We start from the raw sequence: 26,077 nt of genomic DNA on the forward strand, positions 1-26,077 counted from the left end.
CGCGGCCCTCAGCGCCGCCGCCCGGTCGCGGGCGGCGCGGGCCTCGGCCATCCGTGCGGCCAGCGCGGCTTCGTCGGCACGGCGCTGCGCGGCGATCGCGCGGGCGAGGCGTGAGAGCCGCTCCGACATCGCCTCACCGCCGCTTCGCGCGGGCTTCGGCGCGGAGCTTCTCGGCGAACAGCACCGCGGCGGCCACCGCCCTGTAGTGCTCCGGCCGGACCTCCTGCCCGACCTCGACGAGCGCATGGATCGAGCGCGCGGTGGGCGGGTCGTGCTGCACCGGCACGCCGGCCTCCTCGGCCAGCTCGCGAATGCGGAGCGCGATCTCGTCGACCCCCTTGGCGAGGCATTTCGGCGCCGATCCGGGGGCGCGATCCCAGGACAGCGCCACCGCGTAATGCGTCGGGTTGGCGATCACCACATCGGCCCTGGGCACGTCGAGCATCATCTTCTGCGTGGCGATCTCGCGCGCCCGGCTGCGGCGCGCGGCGCGCAGATGCGGATCGCCCTCGGTGCTCTTGCTCTCCTCCTTGAGCTCCTGGTGGCTCATCCGGTTTCGGCGCAGGAACTCCAGCCGCTGCCAGATCAGGTCGACGAAGGCGATCGCCGCGGTGGCGACGAGCAGCCCGGTCAGGATCTCGGCGAGGCGGTCGTGCAGCACGCCGCCGATGGCGCGCGCCTCCAGCGCCGGGGTGGCGACGATCTCCGGCATCGCGGCGGCGAGGCTGAGATAGAGGATGGTGGCGACCGCCCCGACCTTCACGACGTTCTTGGCGAAATCGACCAGCCCGGTCGGCCCGTATTTCTGCTTCGCATTGGCCAGTGGCGAGATCCGCGAGAGCTTCGGCGCGATCTTCTCCGGCGCCACGGTGATCCCGCGCTGGGCGACCAGCAGCATGACGATCAGCAGCGCCGGCAGCAGCACCGCCGGCGCCGCGGCGAGCAGGACCCGGCCGAGGATCGCCGGCAGCAGCGCGCCGCGCCCCTCGCCCAGCAGGTCCGCGGCCAGCGCATCGGGCATCGCCAGAACCGGCGTCAGCGCCGCGCCGAGGGTCACCGCCGACCAGCCGCCGCCGAGCAGCAGCGCCAGCGCCAGCCCGGCATAGGCGGCGAGGGTCTGGGAGTCCTGGCTGCGCGGGATGTCGCCCTGCTCCCAGGCCTTCTCGAGCCGGCGCGGGGTGGCGTCATGGGTCTTCTCCTGGGCCTCGGTGTCGCCCTCCGCCATCAGCCGATGCCCCCGAGCGGGTCGGCGAAGAGCGCGGCCAGCGCCCCGAGCCAGCGCGCGAAGATCGCCGGCAGCGCGGCATGGAGCGTCAGCAGCCCGAGCCCGATCAGCAGCGGCACGCCGATCAGCACCACGAGGAGCTGCGGCATCGCCCGGCTGATCGCGCCGAGGGCGAGGTTGTAGGCGAAGCTGATCGCGATGAAGGGCACCGCGAGGGCGATGCCGAGGGCGAAGACATCCGCCACCCGCGCGGTGGTCAGCGCGGCGAGATCGCCGGGCGCCGGAAAGCGGGCGAAGGGCAGCACGTCGTAGAGCGTGGCGAGCGCCGCGACGAGCTGGACGTGCAGCCCGGCATTCAGCGCCAGCACCGTGCCGCCCATGGCGAGGAAGGTGGCGATGGTGGGCTCCGGCGTCTCCGCGACCGGGGTGGCGAAGACATGGCTGATCGAGAGGTGATAGGCGGCGGCGCTGCCGGCGATCTGCAGCGCGAAGATCAGCATGCGGAAGCCGAGGCCGATGGCGAGGCCGCTGACCGCCTCCGCCGCGATCATCCGCGCGACTCCCGGCGCGTCGGCGGGGGTCGCGGGCAGCAGCGGCTGCATCAGCGGCGCCAGCACCAGCGTGATCGCCAGCGCCGCGGCGAGGCGGATGCGCAGCGGGATGGTGCGCTCGCCGAGGCCGGGCACCAGGAACGCCGCGGCGCCGATGCGGGCGAAGACGCCGGCCACCGTCAGCACATGGAGCTCGGCGGCCGCGAAGATCTCCGCCAGCGGGCCCATTCAGGCGGTTCCGAGCAGGCTGAGATCGGCATGGCTGCCGATCTCATCGAAGGACAGCACCGGGTTGGGGATGCCCTTGGCGGCCAGGACCTGGCGCAGGAAGCGCCGCCGCTTCGCCGAGGTCGCCACCGCGGGGAAGGCGCCGCTCTCGCCGGCGCGGCGGAGCTGCGCGCCGACCGCGCCGGCGAGGCGGTTGAACTCCGCCGGCGGCAGCGCGATGTCGTGGCCGGCCTCGATCTCGTGCTCGGCGAAGAGCCCCTCCCAGGCCGGGCCGAGCTGCACCAGCGGCAGCCTGCCCTCCTTGTCGCTGAGCCGCGAGACGATGTGGAAGGCGATGCGCCGGCGGATATGCTCGACGATCTCCTCCGGCGCCATGTTGGCCGCCCGGGCCTCGGCGGCGGCCTCGAGGATCAGCGGCAGGTTGCGCACCGAGACGCGCTCGTCGAGCAGCATGCGCAGCACGGTCTGCAGCACGTCATGCGGCACCTTCTCGGGCACGAACTCGTCGATCAGCCTGCGGTTGGCCTCGGCCCGCGCGGGATCGGATGGGCTGGTGAAGGCCTCGATCAGCTTGCGCAGCGCGCGCCGGGTGAAGAGCCGCGCGAAATTCGCCTGGATGGTCTCCAGGAGATGCGTCGCCACCACCTCGCCGGGGGCGACCACCGGCAGGCCGAGCGCCGCCGCCTCCTCCTGGTCGCGCTCGGCGATCCAGCGCGCCGGCGCCTTGTAGACCGGCTCCTCGACATCCTCGCCCGGCAGCGGCAGCGGCAGGTCCGGCCGGGTCAGCACGAGCACATGGCCGGGCTTCAGCACGGCCTGCGCCGCCTCCACCCCCTGGATCTGGATCGAGTAGCTGCCCGGCGGCAGCAGCGGGTCGTCGGTGAGGCGCACCTCCGGCATCACGAAGCCGTATTCGCTGGCGATGTGGCGGCGCATGTTGCCGATGCGCTTCTCGAGGCCGGTGCCGGGCTCCATCACCGCGCCGATCAGGTTGGGCGCGAAGCGCAGGTGGATCTCGTCGACATCGAGGAGATCGCCGAGCGGCCGCTGCACCGGCGCGGCCTCGGTCTCCGGCTCCGGCGCGAAGGCCGCGGCCTCCGCCGCCGCCCGCGCCCTCGCGGCCAGCAGCGCCGCGATCACCAGCACCGCGGCGCCGACGATGAAGGGCGCGAAGGGCAGCCCCGGCACGAAGGCGAAGAGCGCCATCAGCGCCGCCACCGTCGCCAGCGCCCCGGGATAGCCGCCGAGCTGGGTGATCAGCGCCTTGTCGGCCGAGCCGGTCACCCCGCCCTTGGAGAGCAGCAGCGCCGCGGCGATCGAGGTGATGACGGACGGGATCTGGCTGACCAGCCCGTCGCCGACGGTGAGCACCGAATAGGTGCGCAGCGCCTCGCCGAGCGTCAGGTCATGCACCGCGAGCCCCATGGCGAGGCCCATCACCAGGTTGAGCAGGGTGATCAGCAGCCCGGCGATGGCGTCGCCCTTGACGAATTTCGAGGCGCCGTCGAGCGAGCCGAAGAAGGTCGTCTCCTCCTGCTCGAGCCGGCGCCGCTCATGCGCCTCCTTGTGGCTGATCGCACCGGCGGCGACATCCGAATCGATCGCCAGCTGCTTGCCCGGCATGCCGTCGAGCGCGAACCGCGCGCCGACCTCGGCCATGCGCCCGGCGCCCTTGGTGATCACGATGAAATTGACGATCAGCAGCACGCCGAACACCACGAGGCCGAGGAACAGGCTCCCCGACATGATGAACATCGCGAAGCCCTCGATCACGCCGCCGGCGGCGGCGGTGCCGGTATGGCCCTCGCCGATGATCAGCTTGGTCGAGGAGACGTTGAGCGAGAGCCGCAGCATCAGCGAGGCGAGCAGCACCGTGGGGAAGGCGGAGAAGTCCAGCGGCCGCTCGATGAACAGCGTGACCGTGAAGATCAGGATCGCCAGCGCGAAGGAGACCGCGAGGCCGATGTCGAGCAGCCAGGCCGGCATCGGCAGGATCATCATCACGATGACCGCCATCAGCGCCAGCACCAGCAGCACCGTCGGCTGGTAGAGCGCGCGGATGTCGAACTGGTCCATGGCCGGCCCTCAGCGGTCGGCGACGCGCAGCAGCCCGCCGGCCGCGCGGGTGAGCAGGGAGAGCCGGACGCCGCCGGCAGTCGGTGCGCCGGCCACCGGCGCGGCGCGGGGCGGCGCCGGCCGGTCCGCACCGCGGCCCGCGGCCAGCCGCGGCTCGCCGCCGTCGCCGCGCCGCAGGTGCCGCGCGATCACCGCGCGATAGCGGCCGGCATGGTCGGGGCTGCGCGAATGGTACCAGCCGGCGGCGGTGAGCCAGTTCCCGGCCTCCGCGTGCAGGGATTTGAGGAACCGCGCGGCATAATCGGCGCCTGCCGCGGGCTCGAGCAGCGCGGCGACGCTGTCGAAGGCCTTGCCGTGCCAGCGCCAGTTGATCTGGAAACAGCCGATATCGGTCGAGCGGCGGCCGGCGGCGATCGCCGCTTCCGCCGCTGCGAGGGCCTCGCGGCGGCTGTCGAACCAGCGGCCCTCGCCCTCGATGTTGAGCGTCCAGGGCCAGGGGCCTCGGCGCCCGTCGCGCGTGGTGCCGGTCTCGGCCAGGGTGATCGCCTGCATGATCTCGGGCGGAATGCCGTGGCGCCGCGCGGCGGTCTCGGCGGCCTCGCGGCAGAGTGCGGCGCGGGCGCCGGCGCTGTCTCCGGCGAGCGCCGCGACGATTCCGAGAATGCCCGCGAGGCGGGCGGCGAAACCGCGCTGCATCTCATCCGCCTCCCGCGACGATGGGGATCAGCTGCGCCTGGAACAGCTCGACGAGGCCCTGGGTCATGAACGACAGGCTGACCCAGAGCACCACGCCGATCGCGAGCAGCTTCGGCACGAAGGTCAGGGTCAGCTCCTGGATCGAGGTCAGCGCCTGCATCAGGCCGATCCCGAGCCCGACCGCGAGCGCCACCACGAGCACCGGCGCGGCGATCACGATCGCCGTCCAGATCGCCTCGCGCATCAGCGCGACGAATGCCGGACCATCCATCGCCCCGGGCCTCCGCCGCGCCTCAGACCGGCATCCGCAGCACTTCCTGATAGGCCTCGACCACCCGGTCGCGCACGGTGACCGCGGTCTGCAGCGCCAGTTCCGTCGCGGTCAGCGCCTCGACCACCGATTGCACGTCGCCGCGGCCGGAGATCGCCGCGTCCGCCACCTGCTCGCCGCGCTGCAGCGTCTCGGTGATCTCCTGAGCGGCGCGGGCCAGGGTCTCGGCAAAGCCGGTCTCGGCCACCGTCGCGCCGGGTTCGGCAGGCGGGGCGGCGTCGGCGCCGAGCTTGCGGGCGCTGTCATAGAGTCGGGTCGCGAAGCTGGTCTCGATGTCCATTTCCGTCTCCTGATTTCCGGATCGGGTCCGCAGGGGGCCAGGGGTCAGCGGCGCAGGAGCTCGAGCATGCCGCCATACATGCGCCTGGCCTGGTCGAAGAGGGTGAGGTTCGCCTGATAGGACCGCTGCGCCTCGCGGGCGTCGGCGATCTCGATCAGCGGGTCGACATTGGAATAGGTGACGATCCCGCGGGCATCGGCGAGCGGGTGGCCGGGCTCGTAGGATTCGCGCGCCGGCGCCGGGCTGAGATTGATCCGGCCGGCGCGCACGGTCTCGGCGCCGGTGGCGGTGTCGAGCGCGCTCTCGAAGCTCACGCGCTTGCGCTGGAAGCCGGGGGTGTCGACATTGGCGAGGTTCTCCCCGATCAGCCGGAGGCGGGTCGACTGTGCCCCCATGCCGGAGGCGGCGGCGCTCATGGCGCGGACGAGATCATGCATGGGATCAGCGGCTCCGTCCGAGGCCGATGCGCAGGATGTCCACCGCCTTGGAATAGACGCCGAGCGCCAGCGAATGGTCGCCCTGGGTCTCCACCGCCATGATCGATTCGGTCTCGAGGCTCACCGAGTTGCCGTTGGGCGCGGCGCGGTCGGCCCGGACCACGGGCTCGAATGCCGCCGGGCGGCCCGGGGCCTGCCCGAGCAGATGCTCCGGACGCGTGGCGCGGGGCGTGAACGCTTCGTTAACTCCACCCGCGTTAACCAATTCCGAGAAGGGCCGCAGGTCGCGCGCCCGGTAACCGGGGGTATCCGCATTGGCGACGTTTTCGGCGATCACGCGATGGCGGGCAGATGCATGGCGGGCCATGTCCGACGCCTTCGCGAGCACTGAGATTTTCTCCAGCATGCCTGACCTCACTTCTGTGACGTGCCCCGCCGTTCTAGTGCAGGCATGGTTAAGGGAAGGTGAGCGAAGGGGGCTGTCGTGACCGCGCCGGACCGGGGGCCGCTGCCGCAGCCGGCGCGGCTGCCCGCCTCGGCGCGGATCTGGGGCCGGGTCACCGGCTCGGACGGCACCGTCGTGCGCATCGCCGGCCTCGGCGCCCTGGCGCGGCTGGGCGACGGGATCCGCATCGACCGGGCGGAGCGGGCGCCGCTGCATGGCGAGGTGGTGGCGATCGGTGAGCAGCGGGTCACCGCGATGCTGATGGGCGCGGGCGACGGGCTGGTGGCGGGGGCGCGGGCCTATCTCGAGGCGGTGCCGCCGCCGCGGCCCTCCGATGGCTGGCTCGGCCAGGTGGTCGATGCCTTCGGCCGGCTGCCGGATGGCGCGCCGGCACCGGAGGGCTGCACCGGTGCGGCGCTGCGGCGGGCGCCGCCGCAGGCGCAGCGGCGGCGGGGCCTCGGGCCGCGCCTGCGCACCGGCCTGGCCGCGACCGATACGGTGCTGCCGATCTGCCGCGGCCAGCGGCTTGGGCTGTTCGCCGGCTCCGGCGTCGGCAAGTCGATGCTGCTGGGGGCTCTGGCCCGCGGGATCGAGGCGGATGTGGTGGTGATCGGCCTGATCGGCGAGCGGGGCCGTGAGGTCGGCGATTTCGTGCGGGACCGGCTCGGGCCGGCGGGCATGGCGCGCGCGGTGGTCGTCGCCGCCACCTCCGACCAGAGCGCCCTGGTGAAGCGGCGGGCGGCGATGCTCACGCTGGCCGTGGCCGAGCATTTCCGCGACCGCGGCCGGCACGTGCTCTGCCTGCTCGATTCGCTCACGCGCTTCGCCGAGGCGCATCGCGAGATCGCCCTGGCCGCCGGCGAGACCCCGGCGCTGCGCGCCTTCCCGCCCTCCACCGCGGCGGAGATCGCGGCGCTGTGCGAGCGCGCCGGCCCCGGCGCCGACGGCCCGGGCGACCTCACGGCGGTGTTCTCGGTGCTGGTCGCGGGCTCCGACATGGAGGAGCCGGTGGCCGACATGGTGCGGGGCGTGCTCGACGGGCATGTCGTGCTCGACCGGGCGATCGCCGAGCGCGGGCGATTTCCGGCGATCGACCTGCGCCGGTCGGTCTCGCGCTCCGCGCCCGCCGCCTGGACCGCGGCGGAGGCCGCGCTGGCGACGCGGGCCCGGCGCCTCGTCGCGGCCTATGAGGATGCCGAGCCGATGATCCAGGCCGGGCTCTACCAGCCGGGCGGCGATCCGGTGCTCGACGAGGCGGTGCGGCTCTGGCCCGAGCTCGACCGGTTCATGGCGCTGGGCAGCGAGGGCGCGCAGGCGGGCGAGGGCTTCGCGCTGCTGGCGAGGCTCATGGCGCCGCCGGAGCCGGACGCTCCGCCTGCGGCACGGCCGCGGGAGGCGCGCAGCATCGGCCGGGTCTAGGATCCGCGGGCCGTTCTCCGGCCGGCGTCAGAGCAGGTTCGAGGCGAACAGCCCGGCGGCGGCGGCGCTGCCGAGGCCGCCGGCCCGGAGGATCTGCACCGCGGCCGAGGCGCCGCCGGTGCCGGTGCCGGCGCTGCCGCTCTCGATCTGTGCCCGCACCAGGAAGCGGTTGAGCGCATCCTCGACGGTCTCCGGATCGCTGAACACGGCCGGGCTTTCCGATCCGTAGCGCGCGCGCGACAGCCGCTCCAGCTCGAGCACCTGCTGGTCGATGTCGATCAGCGCGAACTGGTCGGGGAGGTTGAAGGCGTATTCCACCACCCGCCGCATCGGCTGCGAGCCGAGGATCCGCAGCCAGCCGCTGCTCCCGGCGGTCTCGCTGCCGGCGATCCCGCCGATCTCGCGCCGGAAGTTCATGGCGACGCGCAGATCGACATCCTGCTCGCCCACCGCGCTCTCGAACCGGCGGAGCCTGTACTGCTCGATGATCCGCTCCCGGACCGAGGTGAGGATCAGCCGGTTGCCGAGATCGCCGAAGCCGAGCTCCTCCGCAAGCGCGCGATAGGCCGGGTCGGCGATCCGGTTGGCGAAGGAGCGCGGGTCGAGGCTGCCTTCCTCGATCACCTTCCGGACATAGGCGCGCTTGTCGAGATCCTCCTCGAGCCCGAAGGCGCCGAGCACGACGCGGAGCAGGCGCCGGTCGGCCATCAGGTCCTCCAGCGTCTCGACCTGGCCGGCATTCTCCTCGAAATGCGCGATGTCGCGCCGGATCTCCGGGCTGCGCTCGAAGAGGGCGAGCTGGCGGTCATGGGTCTGCTCGATGAAGCGGAACCCCGCCAGCCCGCCGAGCGGGACGATCGGCGCGAAACCGGTCACGGCGCGCTCCCGGCCTGCCGGGAGGCGGCGGCCCCGCCCCGATGCGCGGCCAGCAGCTTCTCCTCGAGCGGCAGCAGCCGGCGCAGGGACCGCATCACGCCGTAGAAATTGTCCTCCTCGAGCGCGGCGGCGGCCTCGGTCAGGCAGGCCGCGCCCGGATGCCCCTGCAGCGCGTCGCGGAGCTGGGCGATGCCGCGGCCGAGCTGGGCACTGGCCTCGGCGATGTCGGTCTCGCCGGCGACGGCGAGCTGGGCGATGTAACAGACGCGCTTGACCGGCGTGTTGGCCTCGCCGGGCGCGATCGCGTCGCGCAGGCGCAGGATCTTGGCATCCGGGGTCTTAACGATCAGCCGCGCGTTGCGCTCGCCGTTCTGCATGACGACGCCGTTGACGAGGATCTGCTCATGCGCCCGGAGCTTGAGGATGAGCCCGGCCATCACGCACCGGCCTCCCGCGCCATCGGGCCGGGCTGGCCGCGCAGGCCGCGCATCACGGTGGTGTTGATCTCGACCAGCACCGCCGCGCTGTCCTCGCCGGCGAGGACCCTGGCGGTGTGCCGGCGCGCGAAGACGGCGAGGCTGATCAGCCGGGCGCGCAGGCTCTCGGGCAGGGTGTTCTCGGGATGCGCGAGATCGGTGGCCAGCACGGTCCAGAGCCGGCTGTTGGCATGCAGCGCCTGGGCGAGCTCGGCGAACGGCGCGTCGGCGCGCATCGCCCGTGTGAGCTGGCCGGTGACCTGTCCGAAGACGCCGTATTCGACATCGCGCTCGGTTCCGAGAGCGCGGGTCGCGGCGCCGTATCCTGTCGTGCTCGCGGCGTGGAGGCTCATCGCGGTCGTATCCTTCCTGGAACGGCGGGGCCGTGGAGGGCCCCGCCCGGTTGGGCCGGAGCGTCACTGCTCCGACCCGGCGCCAGCGATCAGCGGAACAGCGCGAGCAGGTTCTGCGGCTGCTGGTTGGCGATCGACAGGGCCTGGATGCCGAGCTGCTGCTGGGCCTGCAGGGCCTGGAGACGCGCCGAGGCGGCCTCGAGATCGGCATCGACCAGCGACCCGATGCCCGACTTGAAGCTGTCGATGAGCGAGGACAGGAAATCGTCCTGGATCTCGAGCCGCTTCTCGGTGGTGCCGAGCTGGGCCTGCGCATCGACGGCGTTCTGGATGAAGCCCTCGATCGCGTTGGTGGCCGCCGCGGCGCCCGCCGCATCGGAGACGTCGATGGTGTCGAGCCCGGCGAGGCCGCCCGAGGCGCGCCGCGAGGTGAAGGCGATCGAGATGTCCTCGGTGGTGTTGTTGGTGAACTCGATGCCGTCGGCGAGATCGATGCTCACGCGGTCGGTGTCGAGGCCGTTGGCGAGCAGCTCGTTACGCAGCGAGACGTTGATCACCGATTCGTCGTCGCCGGCCTGCACGGTGTAGCGCGCGCTGATGCCGTCGACCACGACCTGGAAGACATCGCCAGCCAGCAGGCCGGCGCCGCTCGCCAGATCGGCTGCCACGGTCTTCTCGGTGACCGGGTCGAGCGCGGTGGTGCCGCCGGTGGTGGTGGCCGCGACCTGGAAGTCGTAGTTGCCGAAGCCGAGGACGGCATCGTTGCCGCCGGTGCCGCGCAGGGTGCCGGCACCGGTGGTGAGGTCGAAGTCGCCGCCTGCCGGCGCTGCCGGGGTGCCGGCGCCGTTGCCGACCACATAGGACGAGCCGGCGACCGCGGTGCCGGCCGAGAAGTCGCCACCGGTCACCGTCAGCAGGGTTCCCGAGGCGGTGGAGAGGTTGGTGTTGGTCGGGTCGAAGGAGATGTTCGAGGTGGTGACCCCGCCGGCGCTGTCGCGGTCGAGCGAGGCGAGCACCGAGAAGCCGCCGGCGCCGTCATTGGTGCCGTCGATCAGGTTCAGGCCGTTGAACTGCGCCGAGGACACGATCGAGGTGATCTGGCCGCGCAGCGAGACGATCTCGCTCTGCAGCTTGGTGCGGTCGACATTGTCCTCGTTGGCGGCGATGATCTTGCCCTTGATCTCGTTCAGCAGCTCGCCGATCGAGTTCGCCGCGTTGGAGGCCACCGCGACGGTGGAGCGGCCGAGATCGAGGCTGTCGGAGACCGCCTGGAAGCCGGCGACGTCGGATTCCATCACCTTCGCGATGGCGAAGAGCGAGGCGTTGTCCTTGGCGCTGGCGACCTCCTTGCCGGTGGAGATCTGGTTGTTGAGCTCCTCCAGGCCGCCATTGGTCTGGCGCAGCGTCTGAAGGGCGATCATGGCGCTGGTGTTGGTGAGAATGCTGGCAGTCATGAGACCATTCCTCTCTGGGTGCGACGCGCTTCACGCCGCGGTCCGATGGGTCCCGATTTTCCGGGAGTCTGAGAAGGCCGACCGAGACCGGTGGCCACGAATGCGTCTTCTGACGTTTCTGCCCGGGATCCCGCCGCCGTTCCGGCCGCCGGGTTCGGGCTTGCAGGCGTTCCCGCCGCTGCAGGTGAGAAAACCACCGAAAGATTGCCACCTGGTAAAGCGATCAGGCCCGGCTCGATTTTCCTGCGGCATCGTCCCGGCTCACGATCCGCGAGCCGTCATGCTCATAGGCGACGTCGCCGCGCCGGGTCGCCTCGATCGCGGCGAGCCGGCGGCGGGCGGCGGCAATGCCCGCGCGCGCCGCCTGCAGCACCCTCTCGTTGCGGCGGCCCTCGCGCACCAGCCGGTCGAGCGCGGCGCGCAGGGCAGGATCGTCCGGCGCCCCGGCGATGGCGGCATCGAGTTCGGCGAGCAGCGCGAGCTTGCCCGCGGCGATGTCTGCAAGCCCCTCGAGACGGCCGGCAAAGATCGCCTGCCGCTCCTCCCCCAGCAGCCGCCCGCCCTCGGCGATCAGCGCCTGCAGCCGGTCTTCGGGGCTATCCCCGGAATGCGGGTCCGGGCTCATTCCGCACCCTGCCCGGGGCGCGCCGAGGCCGCGAGGGCGGCGCCGATCCGGTCCGCCAGGCCGATGCCGCCGCGCGCCGCCAGCGCCTCCGCATATTCCCGCACGAGAAACGGCGCGAACTGGGTCTCCCCGGCGCCGCCGCCGAACTGTTCGGGGGGCTTGGCAAGGCCGGCATGCTTCAGCATCTCGGCGAGGAACACCGCCTCGAAGCGGCGCGCCGCCTGCCGCAGCGCCGGGTCGGGGCGGCCTGCGGGCGGTTCTCCGGGCGCCTCGACGGCGGGTTGCGCGGCGCGCGCGACGGCGGCGACGGGATCCGGCATTGCATCCTCCTGCACTGGGCCTGCCCCACTCGGCATGGCTCCGGTCTAGCAGCGCCGGCGTAAACAATTGGTAATCCATTTCCCTTAGCTCTTCCTGCAAGGGTTACCTTGACAGGACATGCCATGGAGTTCTCGCTCGCCGCGTTTCTCGGCCGCAACCAGGCCGACATCTCGCCGAATCCGGGGGGGCTTGCCGCCGTGGAGGACGGTGCGGAAGGCGCTCCGGCCGGCGCGCCGCTGGCGCTGCCCGGGGGGTTCCCCGGCATTCTCGCGGCGCTGGGCGGTGCTGCCCGCGGCATTGGTCCCGCCGCTGCTGGCACGGCAACCGCCGCGTTCGCGCATCCCGGCACGACCGGGCAGATCACGTTCGGCCCCGCTCCCGGCGATCCGGCGGGTCCCGGGCCGGCGCGGCCGGCGGGCGCTGACGATCTGGCGGAATTGCTCGATGCGGTTTCCGAGGTTCTGGCGCAGATCCGCGGCGCGGTCTTCGGAAGCGGCGATGCTGCCGACCGCGCCGTGCCGGACGGGGCGGCGCGGGTAGAGGCGGCGCTCGATCTGGCCGAATCCGGGTTGCTCGCGATTGGCGAAACGCTTGAGCCGGCGCCGGCGGAGTTCGGGACGGAAACACGACTTGAGGCCGGCTTCGAGGCGCTCCGGACGGTGTTGGCCCCGCTCCTCACCGTTCTGGACGCGCTGGAGGGCAGCGCCTGGCAGCCGATGCCCGGGGGCGGCGCGGAGCCCTTCGCCGCCGCGGTTGCCCGCCTGCGCGACGTCGTTATCCCCCCTGCAGCACAACCGGAACCGGCCGCGTCCGCCGCGACTGCTGCAGCGGCCACCCGCCCGATGATTCCGGTGGCCGCCGCCGTTCCGGCGCCCCTGCCAGGCCCGGCGACCGGGCCAGCTGACAATGCGCCAGCCAAGGAAAAGCCGGCCGCAATGGCCAGCCCCGGTCTGCGCGGGGCGCCGGACGTGACGAGAGACGATGCCGGAACCGTCGCCGGCAAGCCCATTGTCCAGTTGGCGGCGGCGCAGCCATCCATCGCAGGGCCGGAGGGCCAGCCGGTAAAGGTCTTCCCGGGGATGTCTGGCGGTACGGCGGGTCACGCCGGCAATGCCCAGGCTGCGCCGGTGCAAGCGCCGGAGCCGGCCTTGGCCACCATGCCGAAGGCTTCGGGTGCGGCAATGCTGCCAGAATTCGCCGCGGCGGCCGCACAGACAGGCACAGCGGCGATTCCCGATACCGAGGCCGAGATACGCGCGAAGCCCGGTTCGGCGAACCCGGCACCGGCCGTGCCCGGCCATGCCGGGTCCTCGGCGCTCCAGATTTCCGCAGGTCCCAAGCCGCCGCCCTCCGCCAGCATGGCACCGCCCGCCCGGGAACCCGGCACGGCTCCGGAAGGATCCGGCCCGTTGCCGGCCATGCGCGCCCTTCCCGCGGAAGCCGCACCGGCGGTGAAGGGTGCGGCCTCCGACCGTCTGAAAGGCTCGGAAACGGCCGAGATCGGACCGCGGGCACACCTCGCAGCCAGCGGCCGGGGCAGCCCCGAGTTGGCGGCGGCGCCAGCCCCGCCGGCTCCGGCAATGCCGCCGGCCGCGCCCGCCATCCCATCCGGGGCGGACGCCGCGTCGGCGCCTGCCACGCAATCCCGTTTCACCGGCGCTCCGGAGGAGCCGGGCCCCCTGTCCTTCGGTGCGGCCCAGGTGATCGGCGCGTCCGGCGGATCGGCGGCGGCCCCACTGGCCGCCGCAGCGGTCTCCGGCAGCGCGGAGATCGCGCGTGCGGTCGCGCCGCAGATCGCCACCGCCATCGCGGCGCAACAGGCCCCGGGGCGGGTCGAGCTGCGGCTGGATCCGCCCGAGCTCGGGCGCATCGAGGTCTCGCTCGAGATTGCCGATCAGGGGCTGCGCGCGACGCTGCTCGCCGAGCGCCAGCCGACGGCGGAGCTGATGCGGCGCCATGGCGAGATCCTCCTGCAGGAGCTGCAGAACGCCGGATTTGCCGATATCGATCTGCGCTTCTCCGGTGGCGGGCGGCATGGCGGCCAGCGGCTCGAGCCGCAGCAGGCCCTGCCCGCTGCCGGCGACAGCGAAACGTTGCAGCCGGCCGTCGCCGGCTCGCAAGCCGGCGGTCGGTCCGACCGGCTCGACATGCGCCTCTAGTTTCGAGGGAGTTACCTGATGGACATCGTCGCCAACGCGCCGCTCTTTCCGCAGCTTGCCGCCGCGCCCGAGGCACAGGCCGGAGAGGCGGCCGACACCGCCGAGACTGCGGCCACGGCAAGCGCGGATTTCACCAGTTTCCTTAACCTGCTGACCGCGCAGCTGCGCAACCAGGACCCGCTGCAGCCGCTCGATTCGACGCAGTTCGTCGCCCAGCTCGCGAGCTTCTCCACCGTCGAGCAGCTGATCGGCACGAACCGGCGGCTGGACGAGATCACCGATCAGGGCGATGCGCAGGCGGCAGCGGTCTATGCCGGCTGGATCGGGCAGCAGGCCAGCCTCACCGATGGCAGCTTCCGTGCCGATGGGGAGGCCGTCGAGTTCGGCTATCCCGCGATGCCGGGCGCCGACAGCGCCGTGGCGGCGATCCGGCGGCCGGACGGTGTCGCGATCGCCACGATCCCGCTCGATCCGAACACCGGGGGCATGGCCAGCTGGTCCGGCGAGGATGCCGCCGGGGCCGTCGCCACGGGGGAGCTCACCATCGATATCGGCTATTTCTCAGGCGAGTCGCTGCTCGACCAGCGTGCCGCGACGATCTACCGGCAGATCATCGGGGTCCGTGGGACCGATGCCGGCGCGGTGATCGAGTTTGCCGATGGCGGTGCGGCGACGCCGGCGGAGATCGCCGCCCTGCGCGCGCCGCGGGATCCCGAATAGGCCCGCGCGCCGGCCTGCCGATCCGGCCAGGCCGCGCATCCCGCCCGAAGTGCGCCCGATGCGGCCCGGCAGCGGGCGGTGCGGGGCCGGCACCGGGCTCGAACCTCTCCGATGGATCGGGACTACTGGCTGTGCGGCGCCATTTCCTGGCGCAGCGCGTCGAGAATGAGCACATCGGTGATGCGCGTGCCGAGATGCAGGCGTGCGGCGGCGAGCAGCTTCTGGCGCAGCTCCTCCATCACCCGGTCGCTCGTGTAGGTCTCGAGAAAAGCCCCGGTATAGGACATCTCGAACAGCTCGCGCAGAAAGGCGTCGCGGATCCGCGGCTCGCGCTCGAACACCGCCTCGCGGTGCTGCGCCGGCACGTCGAGCGCGATCTCGAAGACCATGAGCGCCCGGGTGGTGCCGCCCTCGACCACCGGCACGATGATCTGGCGCGAGATCTTCACATAGCTCGGCGGCGGACGTTCCCCCTCGAGCCCGATCGCCGAATCGGGAGCCGGCCCGTCGGTGGCGTCCGGCGGCCCCGCCGCATGATCGCCGGCCGGCCCGGCCGGCTTGAGGAACAGCCCGAGCGCACCGCCGACGCCGGTGAAGACCAGGATGAGCAGGAGCGCGATCACGGCTTTCATGGCGGCCTCTCAGAACGGGATGACGAGATCGACCGCCTGCTGGCCGATCCGGGGCTGCTGCAGGTCGGTGATCTGGCCGCGCCCGCCATAGACGATGCGGGCATCGGCGATCTTGTCCGAGGTGATGACGTTCTGCCGCGAGATGTCCTCCGGGCGCACGATGCCGCTGATCTGCAGGTCCCGCAGCTCGAAGTTGATCCGCACCTCCTGGCTGCCGCGGATCACCAGATGGCCGTTGGGCAGCACCTGCTCGACCGTGGCGGCGAGGCGGAAGGTGATCTCCTCCTCGCGGTTGACCGTGCCCGAGCCGTTGCTCGCGCTCTCGCCCTCGGTGGAGATCCCCGGCGAGAGCGAGGCGCCGTTGGGCAGGATGGTGTCGAACACCGAGGGCAGCCCGAGAAAGGCCGAGACCGAGCTCGCCTCGGAGCCGCTGCGGCTGCGGTTGGTGGTGTTGGTGATCTCGCCTTCGTCGTCGATCTGCACCACCACGGTGACGATGTCGCCGCGGCGCCGGGCGCGCCGGTCGCCGAAGAGCGAGCTCGGGCCGGATTGCCAGAGAGAGGCGGTGGCGGCGGTGGCCGGCGGTGGCGGCGGCGGCGGCACCAGCGCGACACGCTGCGGCGCCGGGGCGGGCACCGAGGGCTCCGGCGCGCCAGCCGGCGTCAGGCTTGGCGGGCGGCCGAAATGGTCGAGCTGGCCGGCGCATCCGGCGGCCAGCAGCAGCGACGAGAGGGCGACGGCACCCGCGCGGCGGCTCATGGCGAGACCTCGACGATGCCGGGGCCGCGCACCACCGCGATCACCTTCTGCCGGGAGGCGAGGTTCATCACGCGGATGCGCTCGCCGGCGCCGCCACCATCGAGCGCGCGGCCCTCGGTGCGGATCGCCAGCCGCGCGGAGGCATAGAGCATCTGCACGATCGCGTTGCGGCGCACCAGGGTCTGCGGCCCGAGATCCCCGGGCGCGACCGGGCGCCCGGCATAGATCGCGCGGCGTACCTCGAGCCCGACCAGCGCCTGCACCGTCGCCTCCGGCCCGCGCAGGTCCGGGGCCGCGAGCACCACGCCCGGGCGCAGGGTGCGGGCGGCGACCACCTCCGCCGCCGCGGCCGGCGAGAGGGCCAGGGCGAGGGCCAGCATGGCGGCCAGCGGCAGCGGCGCGCGGCCGGCCATCACCGCAGCCTCGAGGTGGTGGAGAGCATCTCGTCGGCCGCCTTCAGCACCTGGGAGTTCAGCTCGTAGCCGCGCTGGGCCTCGATCAGCTCGGTGATCTCCGCCACGACATCGACGCCGCTGTCCTCGAGATAGCCCTGGCGCAGCAGGCCGCGGCCGTCGACGCCGGGCTCGCCCGGGTTCGGCGCGCCGGAGGCCGCGGTCTCGCGGAACAGGTTGTCGCCGATCGCCTCGAGCCCCTTCTCGTTGATGAAGGCGGCCAGGGTCAGCTCGCCGATCTGCTGCACCTCGACCTGGTTCTCGAAGCGGGCGTAGACCGTGCCATCGGCGTTGATGACGATCTCGCGCGCATCCTCGGGCAGCGTCACCGCGGGCACGATGGCATAGCCCTCCGAGGTCACCAGCTCGCCATCGGCCGAGACCTTGAGCGCGCCGTCCCGGGTATAGGCGCTCTCGCCGCTCGGCAGCTCGATCTCGAGATAGCCCTGCCCCTCGATGGCGATGTCGAGCTCGCCGCCGGTCTCGCGCGAGGCGCCCTGGCGGACCTCCATGGAGACCGCGGCCGGGCGCACGCCGAGGCCGAGCTGCACCCCCGAGGGCAGGATCTCGCCGCTCGCGGCGGTGATCGCGCCGGGGGTGCGCAGCTGCTGGTAGTGCAGGTCGGCAAACTCGGCGCGCCGCGGGTCGAAGGCGGTCGTGCTCATGTTGGAGATGTTGTTGGCGGTGACGGTAACGCGCAGCTGCTGTGCGGCCATGCCGGTCGCGGCGATCTTGAGCGCTTGCATGCGGGAACTCCTTCTGGAACTGGCGGGTCAGACCGGCTGGCCGAGGCGGTCGATCGCCTCGCGGATGCGGTCGTCTTCATCCTGGATCAGCTGCTGCGCCTGCTCGTAGGCGCGGCTCACCTCGATCATCCGGGCGATCTCGAGCACCGGGTCGACATTCGAGCCCTCCAGCGCGCCCTGGCGGAGCTTCGGCGCCTCGACGGCGGTGATCGCCTCCGCCGGCACCAGGAAGCCGGTGTCGCCGGACCGGGTCAGCGCCTCCTGCGGGCCGGTGAAGATGCCGATGCGGGCCTGCTCCTGCCCGTCGACCGAGACGGTGCCGTCGGAGGCGATGGCGATTTCGCCCTCTGGCGGCACGAAGACCGGCGCGAGCCCGGCGTCGAGCACCGTATCGCCGGCGCTGGTGACCAGCAGCCCCTCCTCCGAGCGCTGGAAGGCGCCGGCTCGGGTGAGCCGCAGGCCGAGCGGATCCTCGACCACGAAGAAGCCCTCGCCCTCGATCGCGATGTCGAGCGCACCGGCGGTGATGCTCTGGCGCCCCGGCCGGTCGCTGGCGAAGCGCGCGTCGAGATCGGCCATCGAGACGCTGTCGCCCCGCTCCGCCGCAACCACGTATTCCGAGAAGATCATGCCTTCGCGCCGGAAGCCCGGCGTGTCGAGATTGGCGATGTTGTTCGCGATCGTCGCCATCTCGGCCTTGAGGCCGCTTTGCCGGTTCACGGCGAGATAGTAGAAGCTGTCATCCATCCGAGAGCATCTCCCTGATCGCGGCGGTTTCCTGGCGGAGCGCCTGGAGATAGCGCTCCACATCGGCGGTGGTCGGCGCCGGCGGGTCGCCGTCCCCGGCCGGCAGGGGCGCGCGGCCGGCGCGGCGGGTCGCGAGGGCGAGCCGGGCCCGGGTGCCGTCGTCCGGCGATGCCGCGGCGATGATCGCGAGCGCGTCGCTCGCCGTGCCCCAGTCCCCGGCCTGCCAGGCGAGCCGCGCGAGCGCCTCGGGCGAGCCGGCATCCGCGCCCCTGAGCGCGGCGAGCGCCTCGGCGGGCCGGCCCAGCGCCGCCAGCGCCGCCGCCTCGATCTCCGCCCGCGATGCATCCGCCGGCAGCTGCCGCGCGAGCCTGAGCGCATCGGCAGGGGCATCGGCGCCGAGATGGGCGCGGGCGAGCGCCCGGGCGAGCTCGGGATCGGCCAGATCGCCGGTCGAGAGCAGGGCCTCGCCGCGCGCCGGCAGCCCGATCGCGCCATAGGAGCGCGCCAGCGCGGTCCGGAAACCCGGCTCGGCAAGCGCCGCGGCGTAGCGTTCGGGATGCCGGGCATGCAGCAGCGCGAGCGGCATGTCCTCCGCATTGTCCGGAACGGTTTCGGCGAGCTGCGCCACGGCGGCGGCATGGCCGGTCTCGCCCAGGCTGCCGTCGTCGCGCCCGAGCGCCAGGAGGTCCAGCGCGGCGGTGCGGCCGAGGGCCAGGGCCTGCAGCCTCGCTTCGGCCACGAGCGCCCTGGCGCCGGCCGCGCTGCCGCGCTCGATGAAGGCGAGCGCGCCGAGATCGAGCCTGAGACGGTGGGTGTTGGCCGGGTCTCCGCCCTCGGCCGGCGGCAGCTCGCCGGCGGTTATCATCTCCGCGAGCAGGAGCAGCCCTTCGGCGGCCTCCGGGCCACCCGCCGCCCAGAGCCGGCGCAGCTCCCGCAGCGCGGCGTCGGTCTCGCCGGACTGGCGGAACAGCCGGGCATCGAGAAGCCGCCGGGCCGCGCCGGGGCGCCGGCCGGCGCGGTCGCCCCGGCGGGCGAGGCTGCGATAGGCGCGGGCGGCGGCCCAGTCCTCCGCGCCGGCGGCAGCGAGCCCGAGGCGGACCGCGAGGTGACCGCGCAGGGGATCGGGAAGCGCCTCGAGCGCGGCAAGGCGCTCCGCCTCGCCGGACGAGGACAGGCGCGCCGGTGCCGGCCCGGGGGCTGCCGCCGCGAGCGCCTGCCAGAGGCGGTGCGGGCCGGGGCAGTTTCGGGCAAGCGGGCTGCCGGCGGACTGGGGCAGCCCGTCGATCGCGCGCGCAAGCGCCGCGAGCAGCAGCGCCTCGTCGCGAATTTCCGGCCCGGCCCCGGGCGCCGGGCCGAAGTTCGCCAGAACCGTCAGCGCCTCGGCGCCGAGCTCATGGGCGATGTAGAACCGGGCCAGGCGAAAGGCCGCGGCGGGATCGGGCCGGTCGAACTCGCCGAGCAGCCCGGAATTGAGCGCCGCGAGGGCATCGATGAAGTCGCTTCCCTGGACCGGCTGCGGGAGGGCGAAGGCCGCGGCCGTCGGGCAGTCGCGCCGGCCGGTCGCCTGATGCGCGCGGCTGGCCGGGCCGGGCCGGTCGGCGGCTGCGACGGGCGGGGCGGGTGACGGGCTCTCGCGTCCCCGGTCCGCGAGGGACATCTCCGGCGCGCCGGGCTCCCCATCCGCCGCCGGCTCCGGTGGCGGCGCGGTACCGGCCGGTTCCGCGCCCGGCGGATCATCGCGGCGGTCCGCAGCGCCCGGGTCCGGTGCCGGGGTCTCCGGCGCCGCCGGCCGGTCCGCCGTGCCGTTCCGCCCGGGAAGCTGCCCGTCGAGCGTGATCAGCCCGGCCGCGGCGGCGCGCTCGAGCTGGGCGACCAGCCGGTCCCGCGTCGCCGCGAGATCGTCGGGGATCGGTGCCTGCCGTTGCCGGATCGGCGCCTCTGCCGCCGGGTCGAGGCGCGGCACCGGGTGCGGCGCGCGGATCGGCGCCGGCCCCCGGGCCCGCAGCGCCGGCCCGGGGGGCAGCGCGGGGCCGATGATGTCGATGGCGAGCCGGGCCTCCCGATCTCCGGTGAGCGCCACGCCGCAGGCGCAGGCGAGATCGAGGCGCAGCACCGTGTCGCCCGCCGCCAGCGCGGTCTCGGCGCCGGCGAGCCGCGCCGCCCAGTCGGGGCCGAGCCGGTCCAGCGCCGCCAGGTCGATGTCTAGCGCGGTGCCGGGAAAGCGGATCTCCACCTGCCGCCCCTTCTGCCCGAGCACCCAGCCGCCCTCCGGCCAGTGCGCCAGCGTGAGCCTGGCCGGACCCGACGGGTCGGGCAGGAGCGCGGTCTCCACCGGCTGCGCGCCGGCCGCCGAGGCGATCAGGAGGAGGCCCGCGAGCAGGCGCATCAGGCGGCCTCCGGGACCGATTTCAGCGCGGTCTCGAGCTCGTCGAAGCTCGGGCGCATCGCCTTCGGCAGGTTCTGCCGCGCCACCTCCACGCAGATCTGCGGGCTGTGCCGGTGCAGGTTGGCGACCAGCGTGTCGCGGATCAGCTCGTAGAACTTGTGGTCCGCCTCGGCCAGTGCCTTCACCTTGCTCGCGAACGGGCCGACGAGGCCATAGGAGAGAAACACCCCGAGGAAGGTGCCGACCAGCGCGCCGCCGATCAGCTTGCCGAGCACCTCGGGCGGCTGGTCGATCGCCGACATCGTCTTGATGACGCCGAGCACCGCGGCGACGATGCCGAGCGCCGGCAGCCCGTCGGCCATCACCTGCAGCGCATGGGCCGAGTGCAGGTTGTGGTGCAGCCGGCCGTCGAGCTGCTTTTCCAGCATGTCCTCGAGCTGGTGCGGATCGTCGTAGTTCATCATGCTCATGCGGATGGTGTCGCAGATCATGTCGACCGCGCCCCTGTCGGCGAGGATCCTCGGATAGGCCTGGAAGACCGGGCTCTCCTCCGGCGCCTCGACATGCGCCTCGATCGCCACCGGGTCGCGGCGGGCGATTCGCACCAGCGTGAAGAGCAGGCAGAGCAGGTCCTGATAGTCCTCGCGCTTCCAGCTGGCGCCCTTGAAGACCCGGCCGAGATCCTTGAGCGTGTGCCTGATCGTCGGCCCGTCATTGCCGATCACGAAGGCGCCGGTGGCGGCGCCGCCGATCATCATGAACTCGAAGGGCAGCGCCTGGAGGATGATCGCGAGCTTGCCGCCCGCCGCGAGATAGCCGCCGAAGACCATCACGATGACGACGATGATGCCGATGATGCTGCCCATGGACGCCGCCTGCTCCCGCTTCTGCCGATCGCACCGGTCCTCGATAGCCCGGGTACGCTTAATGGAAGGTTGAGGACGCCGCTCAGCGCGGCGCGGGCGGGCCGGATCCGGCGGCCCCGAGAGTGCCGTCCTCGCCGCGGCCGACATTGCGCCCGGCCAGCAGGATGCTCACCGCGAAGGCCTTCTCCGCCGCCATGTTGGCGAGGATCAGCGCCGCCTGCTGCGACTCCATGCGGCCGAGGAAGCCGGCGGCGAAGGAGGGCGGCATCTGGTCGAAGATCTCCGCCGCGTTCTTCGGCTTCATCTGCGCATACATCTCGGCGAGATGGCGCACGTCGCGCCCGGCCGCGTCGTCGACGAGCACCGCGGTCTCCTCGAGCCGGCGCTGCGCCGCCTCGAGCTCCTTCAGCCGCTGCTCGAGCCGCGCCTCCATGGCCTCGATCACCTGCGCCCGGTCGGCCAGCGCGGTTTCGCGGGCGCGCACCGCGTCGCGCCGGGCCTTCAGCTCGGCGATCAGGGCGGGGGCATCGGCCGGTGCATCGGGTTCTGCCGCAGGGGCCTCGCGCTCTGCCCGCAGGGGGAGCTGGCGGCCGAACCCGTCCTCGACCGGCAGCGCGGCGACGACATCGCCGGCGCGCAGCAGCGCCGAGGCGAGAAATCCCATGGCGAGGGTCGCCAGCGCGCCGGAGGAGCGGATCCGCGACGGTGTCACAGGCTCATCCTCTCGACCCGCAGGGGCGAACCACCGGCCCGCGGGGCGGGCCGGGCAGGCACCGGCTCGGCCCGGGGCATCGTCTCGTCAACCTCGGCGGCGGCGCCTTCGGCCTCCGGCGGATCGGCCGCGCCCGCGATCCCGGGCGCGGGCTGCGCCGGATCGGGTTCGGCCGCGGCCTGGCCGGCCATCGGCTCCGCCGGACCGCTCGCGCCGCTGGGCGAAACCACCGGTTGCCAGGGCTCGGCCTGGTCGGCACCGAAGAGGTCGCTGACCTCCCAGTCCTCCAGCTCCTCGGGGGTCGGCGGGCGCTTCCGCTCCGCCGCGGCGTCGGCTCCGGCGTCATCGGCGGGCTCGTCTGCCGGCCGCGCCGGCTGGCCGGCCGACGGCATGCCTGCCAGCATCTCCTCGAGCGAGGCCTGGGCCGCCAGCGCCCGGCTGCGCAGGGCGGTGAGCGCCGCGCGCTCGGTCTTCGCCGCCTCGATGTCGCGGGCCATCGCCTCCTTCTCGTTGCGCAGCGCGGCCCGCGCCTCCGCCACGCCGCGCCGCGTCTCGGCGAGACCCGAGCGGGTCTCCTCGAGCGCGGCGTTGAGCGCCTTGATCTGGCCGCCGATCCCCGCCTCGGCATCGGTGAGCCGCCGCAGCCTGCGGCTCAGCACCAGACAATAGACCGCCGCGGCGAGCGCCGTCGCGATCAACAGACCATCGGCCACCAATTGCATCGCCGTCTCCTAGTTCAGCACGAATTCCTGGATGAGCACGTCGCGGACCGCGCCCGGCGGCGCGACCAGCTGGACGCGCCGGAGCATCTGCGCCCGCAGCCGCGCCATCGAGCGCGGCCGCTCGAGCATCGCCGGCTCGACCGCGCGCATGAAGGTGTTGAGCACATCGGCGATTCGCGGGCGGAGCTGGCTCACGGCATCGGCCAGGGCCGGATCCGCCTCGATCTGCACCGAGAGCTTGAGATGCCGCGCCGCCGCCTCCGGCGCGAGCGAGATCACCATGGGCTCGAGCGGCACGAAGGCCGGCAGCGCCCCGGCCACCAGCTCGGCCTCGATCGGATCCGGGCCCGCGGCCTCGCCCGCCGCTGCCGCCGGGCCTTCCGGCGGTGGCTGGCCGAACGGCAGTGGCACCAGGCCGGCATAGACGCCATAGAAGGCGCCGCCGCCCAGCAGCACCGCCACCGGCAGGGCGATCAGCAGGGTCTTCCCGCCCTTCCTGGGCCTTTCGGGCGCGGCTTCGTCAGGGCCCGCTGCATCGGTCATGGCTCGTGCTCCGCGATCGCTTCTGTTCGCAGTCCTGCCCTAACCCGATTTCCCTAAACCCATTCTTAAGGCTCGCCGGCGCAGTCTCGTCTCGCAAGCAGAAGAAGCTGGGAGCAGGCACCGCCCGCGGTGTGATTCAGAATGGATCAGTTGCTGAAGACATGGCGTGCGCTCGACCTGCGCCGCCGGTTCGTCCTCGTCGGCGCCGGGGTGCTCAGTCTCGTCGCCGTGCTGTCGCTGGCACAGCTCGCCACGCGGCCGGCCATGGCGCTGCTCTACAGCGGCCTCGATCCGGCGACGGCGGGCGAGGTCGTCGGCCGGCTCGAGCAGCTGGCCGTGGTCTCCGAGGTGCGGGGCGACGCGATCTACGTGGCCGAGGGCGCGCGCGACCGGGTGCGCCTCTCGCTGGCCCGCGAGGGGCTGCCGCGCCAGGGCCAGGCGGGCTACGAGCTGCTCGATTCGCTCTCCGGCTTCTCGGCGACGGCGGACATGTTCAACGCCGCCTTCTGGCGCGCCAAGGAGGGCGAGCTCGCCCGGACCATCCTTGCCGCCCCCGGCGTGCGCGCGGCGCGGGTGCATATCGCGGTGCCGAGCCGGCGGCCCTTCGCGCGCGAGAGCGCGCCGCCCACGGCGTCGGTCACCGTCACCATGGCGGGCGGCGCGCTGACCCAGGCCCAGGCGCGCGCCATGCGCTATCTCGTGGCGCTCTCGGTGCCCAATCTCGCGCCGGAGCAGGTCGCGGTGATCGACAGCCGTGCCGGCATCGTGCTCGCGCCCGGATCGGAGGACGGCGCCAAGGACGGCGACACCGCCGCGGCCGAGCGCGAGACCCGCCTCAAGGCCGAGATCGAGCAGCTGATCGCCGCCCGCGTCGGCCGCGACCGGGCGCGCGTCAGCGTGACGGTGGAGACCGACCGCGAGGCCGAGACCGTGGTCGAGACGGTGATCGACCCCGAGAGCCAGGTGACCCTGAGCCTCGACAACGAGGAGCTCACCGATACCAGCCAGGGCGCGGCGGGCAATGTCACGGTGGCGAGCAACCTGCCGGCGGGCGATGCCGAGGCCGGCGCCCAGCGCCAGAGCGCGCGCTCGGAGACGCGCGAGCGTGTCAACTACGACTATTCCGAGCTGCGCCGCGAGCGGGTGCGCCAGGCCGGTGCGATCCGGCGGATCAGCGTCGCGGTGCTGGTCGACGGCATCGTCTCGGAGGGCGAAGGCGGCGCGCCGGTCTGGGCCGCGCGGCCCGAGGAGGAGCTCGAGGTGCTGCGCGGGCTGGTGCGCGCGGCGATCGGCTACGACGCCGAGCGCGGCGACATCGTCACCGTCGAGAGCATGGCGTTCCAGCCCGATGCCACGCCCGGCGAGCTGGTCGAGGCCAGCCCGGTGCTGCGCTTCTTCGACCGCAACGCTCTCACCCTGGTGCAGATCGCCGTGCTGGCGGCGGTGGCGGTGGTGCTCGGGCTCACCGTTGTGCGCCCGGTGCTGACCCGCCAGCCGGTGCCGGAGGAGGAGATGCTCACGGTCAACCCGGATGGCAGCCCGGCTGGCAATGCGGTGGCCCTCGGCAGGCCGGAGAGCGGTGCGCTGACCGCGGCCGGCGCGCTTGCCGGCGGCCTGTCCGGCAGCGCCGAGGCGGATGGCCCGGCATCCGGCGAGGTGCCCGAGCTCAGCCCGGTGGAGAACCTGCGCCTCGCCGTGGCGGAGAACCAGGAGCAGACCCTCGCCATGCTGAAGGACTGGCTGAGCAGCACCGACGAGGAGGCCGCCTGATGCCCCGGCGCCTGGCCCTCGAGCGGTTCGACCGGCCCGACACGGTCGCGGCGGTGCCGGGCGACGCCCCGCCGGCGGTTGCGGATGCTCCCGCGGCGGTCTCCACGCCCGCGGCGATGGCGATCGGTGCCGAGCCACCGGAACCGGAGGTGCCGGCGCCGGATGCCGGGGAGCCTCCGGACGAGACGCCCGCGCCGCCCTCGCCCGAGGCGGAGGCCGCGGCCGCGGCGGCACGCCTCGCCGCGGCAGTGGAGGCGCTGGTGCACCGCGCCGGCGATGCGGCGGCGCTGCAGCAGGCCGCCGAACGCGATGCCGCGGCGCGGTTCGGCCGGGCCGCCGCCGAGGCGGTGCCGCATCTCGCGCGCACGGGTTTTCCCGGCGAGGTGGCGGCTGCGAGCCTGGCCATCGCGCGAAGCGGGGGCCTGCGCGGCCTGACCCTCAGGCTCGCGCCGGAGGAGCAGGCGGCGGTCGCCGCGCTGCTGGCCGATCACGACCGGCCCGGGGCGGGGGGGCCGGCTGTCGTCGCCCTGCCCGACCCGGCGGTGCCTCCCGGCCGGGCCGAGCTCGCCTGGGCCGATGGCGGGGCGGAGTTCGACGCCGGCCGCCTCGCGGAGGCGGCGCTCGCCTGCCTCGGCGCCGCGCTCGGCCCGGCAGACGGGCCGCCGACCCCAGATCCGTCCGCCGGTCCGTCCCCGGATCCGGCGCCGGCCGAAGAGGAGAGACGAGAATGAGCGATCCGAGCGACCACACCGATGCGGCCGGCCCCGAGGGCGAGCCGCCGTTCCTCGACCAGCGCGACACCAGCCCGGAGGGGCAGTATCGCCGCGCCATCTTCTCGGTACCGGTCGACATCGTCGTCTCGGTCGGCCAGGCCCGGCCGGTGATCGGCGAGCTGCTGGCGATGCGCCGCGACATGGTGCTGCCGCTCTCGAGCCGCGTCGACGACCCGGTGGAGATCATGATCGGCGACCGGGTGATCGCCCGGGGCGAGCTGGAGGAGCTCGGCGAGGACGGCGGCCGGCTCGGCGTGCGGCTCACCGAGATCGTCGATGTCACCGACCTGTTCTGAG

30 protein-coding genes are annotated in these 26,077 nt (G+C 73.4%); 6 read left to right on the forward strand and 24 right to left on the reverse strand.

Annotated elements, in window-relative coordinates:
* Window positions 1-133: 133 nt before the first annotated feature.
* Genes flhB through QSJ97_RS14115 form a run of 8 tightly spaced genes read right to left on the reverse strand, consistent with a single transcriptional unit; the run spans window position 134 to window position 6,230 of the window.
* Window positions 134-1,225: a flagellar type III secretion system protein FlhB gene (flhB, locus tag QSJ97_RS14080; RefSeq protein WP_285672415.1), complete on the reverse strand. Its 1,092-nt coding sequence runs from the start codon at window positions 1,223-1,225 to the stop codon at window positions 134-136.
* A complete protein-coding gene (locus QSJ97_RS14085; RefSeq protein WP_285672416.1) occupies window positions 1,225-2,004 on the reverse strand; it encodes a flagellar biosynthetic protein FliR in 780 nt (259 codons plus the stop codon). Before QSJ97_RS14085 ends, flhB begins: the two co-directional genes overlap by 1 nt.
* Window positions 2,005-4,080, reverse strand: coding sequence for a flagellar biosynthesis protein FlhA (locus QSJ97_RS14090; RefSeq protein WP_285672417.1), 2,076 nt, complete (start codon window positions 4,078-4,080; stop codon window positions 2,005-2,007). It lies immediately after the preceding gene.
* Window positions 4,081-4,089: 9 nt separating this feature from the next.
* A complete protein-coding gene (locus tag QSJ97_RS14095) occupies window positions 4,090-4,776 on the reverse strand; it encodes a lysozyme family protein (protein ID WP_285672418.1) in 687 nt (228 codons plus the stop codon).
* 1 nt (window position 4,777) lies between these two features.
* Window positions 4,778-5,047: a flagellar biosynthetic protein FliQ gene (locus QSJ97_RS14100; protein WP_285672419.1), complete on the reverse strand. Its 270-nt coding sequence runs from the start codon at window positions 5,045-5,047 to the stop codon at window positions 4,778-4,780.
* Between the two features lie 22 nt (window positions 5,048-5,069).
* Entirely contained in the window at window positions 5,070-5,387 is a 318-nt protein-coding gene (fliE, locus tag QSJ97_RS14105) for a flagellar hook-basal body complex protein FliE (protein WP_285672420.1), read from the reverse strand.
* Window positions 5,388-5,431: 44 nt separating this feature from the next.
* The gene (locus tag QSJ97_RS14110) at window positions 5,432-5,824 is read right to left on the reverse strand and encodes a flagellar basal body protein (protein WP_285672421.1); all 393 of its coding nucleotides are present in this window, start codon (window positions 5,822-5,824) and stop codon (window positions 5,432-5,434) included.
* A gap of 4 nt (window positions 5,825-5,828) precedes the next feature.
* On the reverse strand, window positions 5,829-6,230 hold the full coding sequence (locus QSJ97_RS14115) for a FlgB family protein (RefSeq protein ID WP_285672422.1): 402 nt from the start codon (window positions 6,228-6,230) through the stop codon (window positions 5,829-5,831).
* Between the two features lie 78 nt (window positions 6,231-6,308).
* Here QSJ97_RS14115 and QSJ97_RS14120 point away from each other — a divergent pair, with 78 nt between their 5' ends.
* Entirely contained in the window at window positions 6,309-7,688 is a 1,380-nt protein-coding gene (locus QSJ97_RS14120; protein WP_285672423.1) for a FliI/YscN family ATPase, read from the forward strand.
* A 27-nt stretch (window positions 7,689-7,715) separates the two neighbouring features.
* Here QSJ97_RS14120 and QSJ97_RS14125 read toward each other — a convergent pair whose 3' ends face one another.
* The 6 genes from QSJ97_RS14125 to QSJ97_RS14150 form a co-directional block, all read right to left on the reverse strand.
* Window positions 7,716-8,564, reverse strand: a complete 849-nt coding sequence (locus QSJ97_RS14125) for a DUF1217 domain-containing protein (RefSeq protein ID WP_285672424.1) — start codon at window positions 8,562-8,564, stop codon at window positions 7,716-7,718.
* On the reverse strand, window positions 8,561-9,001 hold the full coding sequence (locus QSJ97_RS14130; RefSeq protein WP_285672425.1) for a flagellar biosynthesis repressor FlbT: 441 nt from the start codon (window positions 8,999-9,001) through the stop codon (window positions 8,561-8,563). Before QSJ97_RS14130 ends, QSJ97_RS14125 begins: the two co-directional genes overlap by 4 nt.
* Window positions 9,001-9,393, reverse strand: coding sequence for a flagellar biosynthesis regulator FlaF (flaF, locus tag QSJ97_RS14135; RefSeq protein ID WP_285672426.1), 393 nt, complete (start codon window positions 9,391-9,393; stop codon window positions 9,001-9,003). The genes QSJ97_RS14130 and flaF overlap by 1 nt, the downstream gene beginning before the upstream one ends.
* Window positions 9,394-9,482: 89 nt before the next feature.
* The gene (locus QSJ97_RS14140) at window positions 9,483-10,847 is read right to left on the reverse strand and encodes a flagellin N-terminal helical domain-containing protein (RefSeq protein ID WP_285672427.1); all 1,365 of its coding nucleotides are present in this window, start codon (window positions 10,845-10,847) and stop codon (window positions 9,483-9,485) included.
* A 223-nt stretch (window positions 10,848-11,070) separates the two neighbouring features.
* Window positions 11,071-11,472 (reverse strand): hypothetical protein, encoded by a 402-nt coding sequence (locus QSJ97_RS14145; protein ID WP_285672428.1) that lies wholly within the window; start codon window positions 11,470-11,472, stop codon window positions 11,071-11,073.
* Window positions 11,469-11,792, reverse strand: a complete 324-nt coding sequence (locus QSJ97_RS14150) for a rod-binding protein (RefSeq protein ID WP_285672429.1) — start codon at window positions 11,790-11,792, stop codon at window positions 11,469-11,471. Before QSJ97_RS14150 ends, QSJ97_RS14145 begins: the two co-directional genes overlap by 4 nt.
* A 123-nt stretch (window positions 11,793-11,915) precedes the next feature.
* On the opposite strand from QSJ97_RS14150, the gene fliK reads away from it, so the two are divergent.
* Together fliK and QSJ97_RS14160 are read left to right on the forward strand one after the other, a co-directional pair.
* Window positions 11,916-13,952, forward strand: coding sequence for a flagellar hook-length control protein FliK (gene fliK / locus QSJ97_RS14155; RefSeq protein ID WP_285672430.1), 2,037 nt, complete (start codon window positions 11,916-11,918; stop codon window positions 13,950-13,952).
* 18 nt (window positions 13,953-13,970) lie between these two features.
* Window positions 13,971-14,672, forward strand: a complete 702-nt coding sequence (locus QSJ97_RS14160) for a flagellar hook assembly protein FlgD (RefSeq protein ID WP_285672431.1) — start codon at window positions 13,971-13,973, stop codon at window positions 14,670-14,672.
* A gap of 122 nt (window positions 14,673-14,794) precedes the next feature.
* Here QSJ97_RS14160 and QSJ97_RS14165 read toward each other — a convergent pair whose 3' ends face one another.
* The 10 genes from QSJ97_RS14165 to QSJ97_RS14210 all read right to left on the reverse strand — a co-directional run bounded on the left by QSJ97_RS14165 (window position 14,795) and on the right by QSJ97_RS14210 (window position 23,237).
* Entirely contained in the window at window positions 14,795-15,304 is a 510-nt protein-coding gene (locus tag QSJ97_RS14165) for a flagellar basal body-associated FliL family protein (protein ID WP_285672432.1), read from the reverse strand.
* 9 nt (window positions 15,305-15,313) lie between these two features.
* Entirely contained in the window at window positions 15,314-16,063 is a 750-nt protein-coding gene (gene flgH, locus QSJ97_RS14170) for a flagellar basal body L-ring protein FlgH (RefSeq protein ID WP_285672433.1), read from the reverse strand.
* Window positions 16,060-16,476: a flagellar basal body P-ring formation chaperone FlgA gene (gene flgA, locus QSJ97_RS14175; protein ID WP_285672434.1), complete on the reverse strand. Its 417-nt coding sequence runs from the start codon at window positions 16,474-16,476 to the stop codon at window positions 16,060-16,062. The genes flgH and flgA overlap by 4 nt, the downstream gene beginning before the upstream one ends.
* Window positions 16,476-17,261 (reverse strand): flagellar basal-body rod protein FlgG, encoded by a 786-nt coding sequence (gene flgG / locus QSJ97_RS14180; RefSeq protein ID WP_285672435.1) that lies wholly within the window; start codon window positions 17,259-17,261, stop codon window positions 16,476-16,478. Before flgG ends, flgA begins: the two co-directional genes overlap by 1 nt.
* Before the next feature lie 27 nt (window positions 17,262-17,288).
* On the reverse strand, window positions 17,289-18,008 hold the full coding sequence (locus tag QSJ97_RS14185) for a flagellar hook-basal body complex protein (RefSeq protein WP_285672436.1): 720 nt from the start codon (window positions 18,006-18,008) through the stop codon (window positions 17,289-17,291).
* Window positions 18,001-20,394 (reverse strand): hypothetical protein, encoded by a 2,394-nt coding sequence (locus QSJ97_RS14190; protein ID WP_285672437.1) that lies wholly within the window; start codon window positions 20,392-20,394, stop codon window positions 18,001-18,003. Before QSJ97_RS14190 ends, QSJ97_RS14185 begins: the two co-directional genes overlap by 8 nt.
* Window positions 20,394-21,260 carry a flagellar motor stator protein MotA gene (gene motA / locus QSJ97_RS14195; protein WP_285672438.1) on the reverse strand — a complete coding sequence of 289 codons (867 nt, stop codon included), beginning with the start codon at window positions 21,258-21,260 and terminating at the stop codon, window positions 20,394-20,396. The genes QSJ97_RS14190 and motA overlap by 1 nt, the downstream gene beginning before the upstream one ends.
* Before the next feature lie 82 nt (window positions 21,261-21,342).
* Window positions 21,343-21,972, reverse strand: coding sequence for a MotE family protein (locus QSJ97_RS14200; protein WP_285672439.1), 630 nt, complete (start codon window positions 21,970-21,972; stop codon window positions 21,343-21,345).
* Complete coding sequence (locus QSJ97_RS14205; RefSeq protein ID WP_285672440.1) at window positions 21,969-22,694, reverse strand: hypothetical protein; 726 nt, start codon at window positions 22,692-22,694, stop codon at window positions 21,969-21,971. The genes QSJ97_RS14200 and QSJ97_RS14205 overlap by 4 nt, the downstream gene beginning before the upstream one ends.
* 9 nt (window positions 22,695-22,703) lie before the next feature.
* Window positions 22,704-23,237, reverse strand: a complete 534-nt coding sequence (locus tag QSJ97_RS14210; protein ID WP_285672441.1) for a flagellar basal body-associated FliL family protein — start codon at window positions 23,235-23,237, stop codon at window positions 22,704-22,706.
* A 141-nt stretch (window positions 23,238-23,378) separates the two neighbouring features.
* Between QSJ97_RS14210 and fliF the strand changes: the two genes are divergently transcribed.
* From fliF to QSJ97_RS14225, 3 genes are read left to right on the forward strand one after another with little or no spacing between them, the layout of a single operon-like run.
* Entirely contained in the window at window positions 23,379-25,007 is a 1,629-nt protein-coding gene (gene fliF / locus QSJ97_RS14215) for a flagellar basal-body MS-ring/collar protein FliF (protein ID WP_434220920.1), read from the forward strand.
* On the forward strand, window positions 25,007-25,738 hold the full coding sequence (locus QSJ97_RS14220; RefSeq protein WP_285672443.1) for a hypothetical protein: 732 nt from the start codon (window positions 25,007-25,009) through the stop codon (window positions 25,736-25,738). Before fliF ends, QSJ97_RS14220 begins: the two co-directional genes overlap by 1 nt.
* Window positions 25,735-26,076 carry a FliM/FliN family flagellar motor switch protein gene (locus QSJ97_RS14225; RefSeq protein WP_434220921.1) on the forward strand — a complete coding sequence of 114 codons (342 nt, stop codon included), beginning with the start codon at window positions 25,735-25,737 and terminating at the stop codon, window positions 26,074-26,076. Before QSJ97_RS14220 ends, QSJ97_RS14225 begins: the two co-directional genes overlap by 4 nt.
* The last annotated feature ends 1 nt before the right edge of the window (window position 26,077 follow it).

It is taken from the genome of Paralimibaculum aggregatum (assembly GCF_030270585.1).
GTDB classification, from domain to species: Bacteria; Pseudomonadota; Alphaproteobacteria; order Rhodobacterales; family Rhodobacteraceae; genus Thermohalobaculum; species Thermohalobaculum aggregatum.

Bases quoted from the DNA above. Each gene is read 5' to 3' on its own strand.
- QSJ97_RS14165 (WP_285672432.1), bottom strand. From the start codon at position 15,304: ATGAAAGCCGTGATCGCGCTCCTGCTCATCCTGGTCTTCACCGGCGTC.
- QSJ97_RS14095 (WP_285672418.1), bottom strand. From the start codon at position 4,776: ATGCAGCGCGGTTTCGCCGCCCGCCTCGCGGGCATTCTCGGAATCGTC.
- QSJ97_RS14140 (WP_285672427.1), bottom strand. From the start codon at position 10,847: ATGACTGCCAGCATTCTCACCAACACCAGCGCCATGATCGCCCTTCAG.
- flaF (WP_285672426.1), bottom strand. From the start codon at position 9,393: ATGAGCCTCCACGCCGCGAGCACGACAGGATACGGCGCCGCGACCCGC.
- motA (WP_285672438.1), bottom strand. From the start codon at position 21,260: ATGGGCAGCATCATCGGCATCATCGTCGTCATCGTGATGGTCTTCGGC.
- QSJ97_RS14130 (WP_285672425.1), bottom strand. From the start codon at position 9,001: ATGGCCGGGCTCATCCTCAAGCTCCGGGCGCATGAGCAGATCCTCGTC.
- fliE (WP_285672420.1), bottom strand. From the start codon at position 5,387: ATGGACATCGAGACCAGCTTCGCGACCCGACTCTATGACAGCGCCCGC.
- QSJ97_RS14085 (WP_285672416.1), bottom strand. From the start codon at position 2,004: ATGGGCCCGCTGGCGGAGATCTTCGCGGCCGCCGAGCTCCATGTGCTG.
- QSJ97_RS14115 (WP_285672422.1), bottom strand. From the start codon at position 6,230: ATGCTGGAGAAAATCTCAGTGCTCGCGAAGGCGTCGGACATGGCCCGC.
- QSJ97_RS14205 (WP_285672440.1), bottom strand. From the start codon at position 22,694: ATGCAATTGGTGGCCGATGGTCTGTTGATCGCGACGGCGCTCGCCGCG.
- QSJ97_RS14110 (WP_285672421.1), bottom strand. From the start codon at position 5,824: ATGCATGATCTCGTCCGCGCCATGAGCGCCGCCGCCTCCGGCATGGGG.
- QSJ97_RS14090 (WP_285672417.1), bottom strand. From the start codon at position 4,080: ATGGACCAGTTCGACATCCGCGCGCTCTACCAGCCGACGGTGCTGCTG.
- QSJ97_RS14190 (WP_285672437.1), bottom strand. From the start codon at position 20,394: ATGCGCCTGCTCGCGGGCCTCCTCCTGATCGCCTCGGCGGCCGGCGCG.
- QSJ97_RS14225 (WP_434220921.1), top strand. From the start codon at position 25,735: ATGAGCGATCCGAGCGACCACACCGATGCGGCCGGCCCCGAGGGCGAG.
- QSJ97_RS14220 (WP_285672443.1), top strand. From the start codon at position 25,007: ATGCCCCGGCGCCTGGCCCTCGAGCGGTTCGACCGGCCCGACACGGTC.
- fliK (WP_285672430.1), top strand. From the start codon at position 11,916: ATGGAGTTCTCGCTCGCCGCGTTTCTCGGCCGCAACCAGGCCGACATC.
- fliF (WP_434220920.1), top strand. From the start codon at position 23,379: ATGGATCAGTTGCTGAAGACATGGCGTGCGCTCGACCTGCGCCGCCGG.
- QSJ97_RS14100 (WP_285672419.1), bottom strand. From the start codon at position 5,047: ATGGATGGTCCGGCATTCGTCGCGCTGATGCGCGAGGCGATCTGGACG.
- flgH (WP_285672433.1), bottom strand. From the start codon at position 16,063: ATGAGCCGCCGCGCGGGTGCCGTCGCCCTCTCGTCGCTGCTGCTGGCC.
- QSJ97_RS14150 (WP_285672429.1), bottom strand. From the start codon at position 11,792: ATGCCGGATCCCGTCGCCGCCGTCGCGCGCGCCGCGCAACCCGCCGTC.
- flgG (WP_285672435.1), bottom strand. From the start codon at position 17,261: ATGCAAGCGCTCAAGATCGCCGCGACCGGCATGGCCGCACAGCAGCTG.
- QSJ97_RS14185 (WP_285672436.1), bottom strand. From the start codon at position 18,008: ATGGATGACAGCTTCTACTATCTCGCCGTGAACCGGCAAAGCGGCCTC.
- QSJ97_RS14210 (WP_285672441.1), bottom strand. From the start codon at position 23,237: ATGACCGATGCAGCGGGCCCTGACGAAGCCGCGCCCGAAAGGCCCAGG.
- QSJ97_RS14160 (WP_285672431.1), top strand. From the start codon at position 13,971: ATGGACATCGTCGCCAACGCGCCGCTCTTTCCGCAGCTTGCCGCCGCG.
- flgA (WP_285672434.1), bottom strand. From the start codon at position 16,476: ATGGCCGGCCGCGCGCCGCTGCCGCTGGCCGCCATGCTGGCCCTCGCC.
- QSJ97_RS14145 (WP_285672428.1), bottom strand. From the start codon at position 11,472: ATGAGCCCGGACCCGCATTCCGGGGATAGCCCCGAAGACCGGCTGCAG.
- flhB (WP_285672415.1), bottom strand. From the start codon at position 1,225: ATGGCGGAGGGCGACACCGAGGCCCAGGAGAAGACCCATGACGCCACC.